The organism is Halorubrum sp. CBA1125 (genome assembly GCF_009742825.1).
Lineage (GTDB): Archaea > Halobacteriota > Halobacteria > Halobacteriales > Haloferacaceae > Halorubrum.
The window spans coordinates 1-7,721 of the sequence record NZ_WPCE01000136.1 but is presented as its reverse complement, the minus strand read 5'-3'; the positions used below and the strand labels follow the sequence as shown (position 1 = coordinate 7,721).

The 7,721-nt window shown below is 66.5% G+C and carries 6 protein-coding genes and 1 pseudogene; all 7 read left to right on the top strand.

Annotation, left to right across the window (positions count from 1 at the left end; all coding sequences use genetic code 11):
* The first annotated feature begins 101 nt into the window (after positions 1 to 101).
* Entirely contained in the window at positions 102 to 674 is a 573-nt protein-coding gene (locus GJ633_RS11745) for a hypothetical protein (protein WP_231741344.1), read from the top strand.
* A 76-nt stretch (positions 675 to 750) separates the two neighbouring features.
* The gene (gene serS, locus GJ633_RS11740; protein WP_156588976.1) at positions 751 to 2,121 is read left to right on the top strand and encodes a serine--tRNA ligase; all 1,371 of its coding nucleotides are present in this window, start codon (positions 751 to 753) and stop codon (positions 2,119 to 2,121) included.
* Positions 2,122 to 2,219: 98 nt separating this feature from the next.
* Positions 2,220 to 2,354 carry a hypothetical protein gene (locus GJ633_RS18140; RefSeq protein ID WP_255470642.1) on the top strand — a complete coding sequence of 45 codons (135 nt, stop codon included), beginning with the start codon at positions 2,220 to 2,222 and terminating at the stop codon, positions 2,352 to 2,354.
* A 133-nt stretch (positions 2,355 to 2,487) separates the two neighbouring features.
* Positions 2,488 to 2,973, top strand: coding sequence for an Lrp/AsnC family transcriptional regulator (locus GJ633_RS11735; protein WP_156588975.1), 486 nt, complete (start codon positions 2,488 to 2,490; stop codon positions 2,971 to 2,973).
* Between the two features lie 399 nt (positions 2,974 to 3,372).
* Positions 3,373 to 4,860, top strand: a complete 1,488-nt coding sequence (locus tag GJ633_RS11730; RefSeq protein ID WP_156588974.1) for a proton-conducting transporter membrane subunit — start codon at positions 3,373 to 3,375, stop codon at positions 4,858 to 4,860.
* Positions 4,850 to 7,276 carry a DUF2309 domain-containing protein gene (locus tag GJ633_RS11725; protein WP_156588973.1) on the top strand — a complete coding sequence of 809 codons (2,427 nt, stop codon included), beginning with the start codon at positions 4,850 to 4,852 and terminating at the stop codon, positions 7,274 to 7,276. Before GJ633_RS11730 ends, GJ633_RS11725 begins: the two co-directional genes overlap by 11 nt.
* A gap of 192 nt (positions 7,277 to 7,468) precedes the next feature.
* Positions 7,469 to 7,721, top strand: a pseudogene (locus tag GJ633_RS11720) (hypothetical protein); the annotation flags it as partial.

The window sequence follows — 7,721 nt, the reverse complement described above, 5'->3', positions numbered from 1 at the left end:
GGTGCATTTCTCGAACGCAGTGAGAGAAATCGCGGAGACGAGGGGATCGCAGCCGCCGTCGACACCACAAGAGGTTTTTACCGCGAGTCATCCTCTGAGCCATGGTCCACGGTTCCCTCCAGCTGTGGCAGTTCGGTGCTTCGATCTTCGGTGTGGTCCCCGTCGATTTCGTCGCCGACGTTCGGGTTGGGGTCGTTCCGGGTCTCGTCGGCGGGGCGATCAGCTGGCTGTACACGCTCGTGTTGCTCGCGCTTCCCGGCCTCGTCGCCGCGCTCCTGTGTGCGCCGTTCCTGATCGCGGCGCGGCTCCGGGCGCTGTTCCGCGCGCTGCCGCCGGCCGGACGACTCGTCCCCTCGTACCTCGCCGTCGCGATCGCGTTCTCGATCCCGTACCTCGTCGGCGTCGTGCTCACGCTCTGGCTCGTCGATTCGTCCGGGACCGGCTGGAGCGACGGGTTCGTCACCACGGCGTTCGCCGGCGGTGGGACCGTCGCCCTGCTCGGTCCGCCCGCGGCCGTCCTCGGGCTCCCCCGACTCGGCGTCGACTGGGACCCCACCGGCTACGGTCTCGACACGTGGGCGCTGCTCGTCGCCGCCGGCCTCTGGTACGCGCTGGTCGCCGCCGTGCCGCTCTTCGCCCTCTCGATCGTCCTCGCACTTCCGGGCGGGTACTGACGGTCACGCCGTGTGTCCCGGCGGGGCCGCGGGCGGTCCGATACGGTTTTGGGCCGGCCGGCGGAACCGTCGGTAAATGCTGTCGCGACAGTTCGTCCGGGAGAACCCCGAGATCGTCCGCGAGGCGCTCGACAACAAGGGCGTCGACGTGGACCTCGACCGGATACTCGACGTCGACGAGGAGTGGCGGGAGCTGAAACAGCGCGGCGACGACCTCCGACACGAGCGCAACGAGGTCTCCTCGCGGATCGGCGACCTGAAGCAGGCCGGCGAGGAGGAGGCGGCTCAGGAGGCGATCGAACGCTCACAGGAACTCAAATCCGAGCTCCAGGAGGTCGAAGACCGGGCGGACGAGCTGGAGGCGGAGTTGGAGGAGTCCCTCCTGGAACTCCCGCAGATCCCGCAGGACTCGGTCCCGATCGGCGAAGACGAGTCGGAGAACGTCGAGGTGCGTCGCGAGGGGTTCGACGACCCGCGTGACCTCCCCGCGTCCGTCGAGCCGCACTACGACCTCGGCGAGAGACTCGGCATCCTGGATTTCGAGCGCGGCGCGAAGGTCGCCGGCGGCGGTTTCTACGTCGCCGCGGGCGACGGTGCTCGGCTGGAGCACGCGCTGATCCAGTTCATGCTCGACGTCCACCGCGAGCAGGGGTACCGGGACGTGTTTCCGCCGATCCCCGTCAATTCCGCGTCGATGCGTGGCACCGGCCAGCTCCCGAAGTTCACCGAAGACGCCTACCGGGTCGAGGGGACGAACGAGGCGGCGTACGACGACGACGACCTCTGGCTGCTGCCGACCGCGGAGGTCCCCGTCACGAACCTCCACCGCGACGAGATCCTGCTCGGCGAGGACCTCCCGCTCAAGTACCAGGCGTACACGCCGAACTTCCGGCAGGAGGCGGGCGAGCACGGCACGGAGACGCGCGGGATCGTCCGCGTCCACCAGTTCAACAAGGTGGAGATGGTGAACTTCGTGCGTCCCGAAGCGAGCGACGAGCGCTTCCACGGGCTCGTCGACGAGGCAGAGGAGGTGCTCCGCCGGCTGGAGTTACCCTACCGCATCCTGGAGATGTGTACCGGCGACCTCGGCTTCACGCAGGCGAAGAAGTACGACATCGAGGTGTGGGCGCCCGCCGACGACATGGCCGATGGGCCGGAGGCGGGCGGCCGCTGGCTGGAGGTCTCGTCGGTGTCGAACTTCGAGGCGTTTCAGGCGCGTCGCGCCGGGATCCGTTACCGCGAGGAGCACCACGAGTCGGCCGAGTACCTCCACACGCTCAACGGCTCGGGGCTCGCCGTCCCCCGGATCGTCGTCGCCATCCTGGAGTACTACCAGAACGAGGACGGCACCGTCACCGTCCCGGAGGCGCTGCGTCCGTACATGGGCGGCACCGAGGTCATCGAGGGTCACGAGCCCGTCGGCGAGACGAAACTCGGCGGCGGGTGAGCCGAATTCGACGGAGGGTGCACACCGGCGGCGAAGCGAGACGACTCGGCCGTCTTCCGAGCGAAGCGTTCAAACCGCGGCGCGACGACGCTTCGGGTATGGCAGACATAGAGTCGATCGTGTTCGACCAGAACGAAGAGGAACTCGCGCCAGCGGTCGTGGTGGCGACGATCGCGCTGCTCGCGGTGTTCCTCGTCGGCTTCCTCTTTCAGGTGGTCGGAATGGTGACCTGAACTCCCGTGGTGAGATCCTGCCGCGTTCACGCGGAGGAGGTCAAGTACGCCGTGACGAGACAAAAGCAGAGAGCGCTGTGGAACGGCCGAGCAACGTACAAAGGTAAAGTGTCTTAGTCGCGGACACACTGGTATGTCTGACGAGGAGATAGACGACGTCGACAAAGCGATTCTGTATGCACTCCAGGAAGACGCTCGAAATATGGCGTCCAGAGACATCGCGGAGCGGACCGGTACCTCGGACAGCACCGTCCGCAAGCGCATTCAGCGTCTCGAGTCCGACGGCGTGATCAAGGGATACAGCGCCAGCGTCGACTATCAGAAATCGGGCTATCCGCTCCGAATGTTGCTCTACTGCACCGCGACGATACCCGAACGTGGTGACCTTATTCCCGATATTCTAGACATCGACGGCGTCATCTCAGTACAGGAACTGGTCACCGGTGAACAGAATCTCCTCGTCACCGTGGTCGGCGAGTCGGACAGCGACATCACGCCTGTCGCACAGGAACTCCTCGATCTGGGGCTCACCGTCGCCGACGAAGTTCTCGTGCGAACCCACGAGACGACGCCCTTCGGCAAGTTCGATTCAGAGCCCCGCTCGGAAGACGACTCCTAGACGAGGACGCGTTCGCAATCCGGATCGATCGCGCGGCCATGGATCGTCTGTACTGGATCGGCGGCGCCCGCCAGAGGGGATGAACGGATACCCGTTCTCGAAGCGGCTGATACGCAGTAGGGTCCACCCGATTCGGAGTGACAGACCGGACCGCGTTCCGGCCTTGTCTCCATGGAGGCCCGGGGGAGGGCTTCAAGCCTCCTGACCCGACCTCGCTACCGGGGGTCTCCCCGCATCGCCGCCGAGACCATAATGTTCTTTAATGATTGAATTACGAACGAACTGTGAACACAAACAGTTTTAACAAACAGTATGTTCATAGAGTAATGTAGACGTGACCAGAAGCGTACTCGAGAGACCGTTTCTGGCGCCGCAGTGAGTCGTACGATGGGTTGAACGATGTCAGGACACAGTTCGAAACCGACGGTCGGAGCGCTCCCGGACACGACGGTCGAATCACCGTTCGTGCCGGTCGCACTAACGTGGCTCGTGTGGTCGCTGTTCGCCGCGAGTGTCGCCGTCCTCGTCGCCAACGTCCGATTCGGAGGGGCGTGGGAGATCCCAGGACTGGTTGCCATCGACGGCCTGACCGTTCTGATGTGGGTGGTGGTCACCTTCTTCAGCGGTATCGTCCACAGCTACTCGCGTCGCTACCTGGCCGGGAGCACCCACAAGACGAGGTTCTTCGTCGCTATGTTTGGCTTCACCGCGGCCGTGACGGCACTCGTCGCGGCCGACCACGTCGCACTGTTCGGGGTTCTGTGGGTGGCGATGGGCCTGTTGATGGCGGAACTCATCGGTATCAGCGAGGGCTGGAAACAGGCACGGGCGGCTGCGACGGTCGCCCGCAAGTACTTCATCGCCAGTAGCGCACTGCTGGGCGTCGCGCTGACGGTGCTGTGGTGGGCGACCGGCGCGACGACGATATCCGGCATCGGCGCGGCCGCCGACACGCTCGGTGGGCCGATGTGGCTGGTCGCCGCCGGCGCGCTCGTACTCGCGGCGATGATCCAGTCCGCCCTGATCCCGTTCCACAAGTGGTTGCTCTCTTCGATGACCGCACCGACGCCCGCGTCTGCGCTGATGCACGCCGGATTCGTCAACGCGGGTGGCATCCTGCTGACCCGCTTCGCCACGGTCATTACCGTCGATTCCACGCTCATGCTCGCCGTGGTCGCCGTCGGCGCGGCGAGTGCGATCGGCGGGAAGCTCCTGAAGTCGGTCCGGACGGACGTCAAAGGCAAACTCGGCTGCTCGACGGTCGGCCAGATGGGCTTTATGATCATGCAGGCCGGCCTCGGCTTCTTCGGGGCCGCAGTCACCCACCTCATCCTTCACGGTTTCTACAAGGCCTATCAGTTCCTCAGTTCGGGCGAACAGGTCGAACACACAGGCCCGAGCGAGACCACCGAGCACACGATCGGCCGTACGACGAGCGCCGTCGGCGTCGTCGTGGCGTTGCTGACCGGTCTCGGCGGCGGCGTGGTGTTCACGGTGCTGACGGGGAAGGGAGCGACCGTCGACAGCGGCCTCCTGTTGACCTTCTTCGTCGTCGTCACCACGCTCCACGCGGCCCGCAGTGCTATCCAGCATACCGCACTTTCGACGCCCGCCCGCTACGGGACCGTCCCGTTGGTGTTCTTCCCGGCCATCGTCGTCTATGCCATCGTCTACGAGGGCGTCTCGGGGCTCCTGACGGTCAGTACGGTAACGACCGAACTGACCCTGCTCCACGGGGTCATCGCCGTCAGCTTCGTCGGCATCTACGTCGCCATCGAGACCGGCATCCACGAACACAGCCAGCGTCTCTACGTGGCACTGCTGAACGCCACCCAACCGGCATCGGACACCCTACTGACTTCCACGGAGGACTACAATGAGTACTGAATCCGCCATCCGCGACGGCGTCGACGACGCAGCGAACACTGTCGGCTCCCTCTGGCCTATCCACTCGTTCGTGACGGCGAACCCACTCTCGGGGTTCGAGGACCGGCCGTTCGGAGAGGCCGTTTCGCAGGCGGCCGCGCTGTTGGGCGGCCGTGGCTACCCCAGCGCCGAGACGTTCGAAACGGCGCTGGAGCGCGGCCAGATAAACCCGGAGATTCTCGAAGCGGAACTCGCCGAGGCGGGCTACGAGGACGACACCGAGACGCTGCTCGACCGCATGGCCGACGCGGGCGACGCGACCGACCCCGAGGACGGTCACGAGGACGGCGAGGGGGACCCCGCCACGGACCACGTCGACCGGGTGTTGACGAAGTGGCTGTCGGCCTTCCTCGACGAGGGGAGCGCCCACTGGTCGATGCCGAACCGCGAGGCGGGGTTCTACACCGCCTTCAGAGGAATAGCGAGATACGACAGCGAGATCCCGGACGAGGGGATAGTCGCCGATCTGCCTGAAACGCCGGTCGAGGCTATCCAGACGGTCCTGAAGTCGTACCCGGAAGGCCAGTGGATGTCGATCTTCGAGGAGCAACTGGCCGCGCTCCCGGGGTGGACTGGGTTCATCAAGCAGCGCGCCGAGGACGAGGGCGTGTGGCAGTCGACGTACCCGATATCGCTGGAAGGGTACCTCGCGGCGCGTCTGGCGCTGTTAGACGCCGTCGGCGACGACATCGAACCGTCGAACGATGTCGTCGACGCGAACCAGGCGGACGAACTCGCCGAGGCGTTCCTTCGCGCGTGGGAAGCGACCTACCGCGACGCTCTCGTGGAGACCGTCACGGAGGAGAGCCGGTCGATGGCCGACGGCGATACGTCGGGGCGTCCGGACGTCCAGCTGGTCTTCTGTATCGACACCCGCTCGGAGATCATCCGCCGGCACCTGGAGGCGACGGGCGACTACGAGACCCACGGATACGCCGGCTTCTTCGGCGTCCCGATGGAGTATCGGGGATACGACGCTGACGTCGCGGTCGACGCCTGTCCACCGATCCTCGATCCACAGCATCACGTCACCGACGTTCCGACCGACGACGACATGCAGGCACGCCACGACCGCCGGTCGGGCATCCGCGCGGCCGCCGACGAAGTCGTCGAGATCCTGGAAGCCAACGCCGCCACCGCCTACGGCTACGTCGAGACCGCCGGGAGCGGCTACGGGCTCTCGCTCGCGGCCCGGACGCTCGTCCCCGGGCGCGTTCACGACCTGATCGACGCCGCCGCCGATCTGGTGCCCGACGATCACGAGTTCTGTGAGCCGCTGGTGGACCACCAGCACGCCTCCTCCGGCGACCTGCCACTGGGGTTGACCGTCGAGGAGCGAGTAGAGTACGCTGCAACTGCGTTCGACTTGATGGGCTTCGAGGCGTTCGGTCGCCTCGTCGTCTTCACCGGCCACGCCAGCGAGACGGCGAACAACCCCTACGACGCGAGCCTGGACTGCGGCGCCTGTGCCGGCAACCCCGGCGGCCCCAGTGCCCGTGTCCTCGCGAAGATCTGCAACGACGAGGCCGTCAAGGCCGCACTCCGCGACCGCGGGTTCGAGGTCCCCGAGGACACGGTCTTCGTCGCCGGCGAGCACAACACGACGACCGACGAAGTGGAGCTGTTCGCGGACGAGGTGCCCGAGAGCCACGTGGACGACCTCGACCAGTTGCGCACGGACCTCGCGACGGCTCGTGAGAACGCGACCGCCGAGCGCGCCGAGGCGATGGGCGCCGACGGCTCGACCGGCGTCAGCGAGACGGAACGGCGTGCCGCCGACTGGGCCGAGACGCGTCCCGAGTGGGGGCTGGCCGGCAACGCCGGCTTCGTCGTCGGCCCCCGCGAGTTGACGAGCGGCCGTGATCTCGACGGGCGCGCGTTCCTCCACTCGTACGACTGGTCGACTGACCCCGACGGAGACGCGCTCGAGGCCATCCTCACCGGTCCCATGGTCGTCACCCAGTGGATCAACGCCCAGTACTACTTCTCGACGGTCGACAACGCCGTCTACGGCAGCGGGTCGAAGGTGACCCAGAACCCCGTCGGCAACGTCGGCGTCTACCAGGGCAACGGCGGCGACCTGATGGCCGGGCTCCCGCTCCAGTCCCTGATGGCCGCGGACGACGAACCGTACCACCAACCGCTCCGCCTCTCGACGGTCGTCCACGCGCCGGTCGAGCGGGTCACCGACGTCCTGGCCGACCACGAGGAGCTGACCCAACCGCTGGACAACGACTGGCTATCACTGACGATCGTCGACCCGACCCAGGACCACCGCGCCTTCCACTACGAGGAGCACTTGGAGTGGGAGACAGCGTCCGAACAGACCGTAGCAACCCCGGAGACGCCGAACGCTCCGGCTGTCGCAGACGACTAGCCGGTCCGTACTCACATCGGACAGAAGTCGGGGACGCTTCACGAGGCGCTGTCTTTCGGCGCGTTGCCCCGCAGTTCCACGCGTCGCGTGATCGCGTCCGAAAGGACCCGGGTTCGCCGACCGCCGCATTCGACAATTCCCCGACCGCCGCATTCGACAGTCGTATGGCCGGGACGACCGAAGCCCTCCTCGATGGATCGCCGCGTACTCTTTGCGAGCCTGATCCTGGTGGCCGGCGTCGCGACGGGCGTCAGCGTCGCGCTCTTCGCGTTCGTCGGCTTCGACGACGCGAGCGCCGACACCGAGATCCTCTGGGAGTCGTCGCCCGCGAACGCCGACGATGGAAGCGGGGCCGCCGTCACGACTGTCGGCGGCGAGCCGCTCGTCGTCCAGCCGGCGACGGTCGACGAGACCCGGTCGGTCCGCGCGGTCGACGCCGACGGCG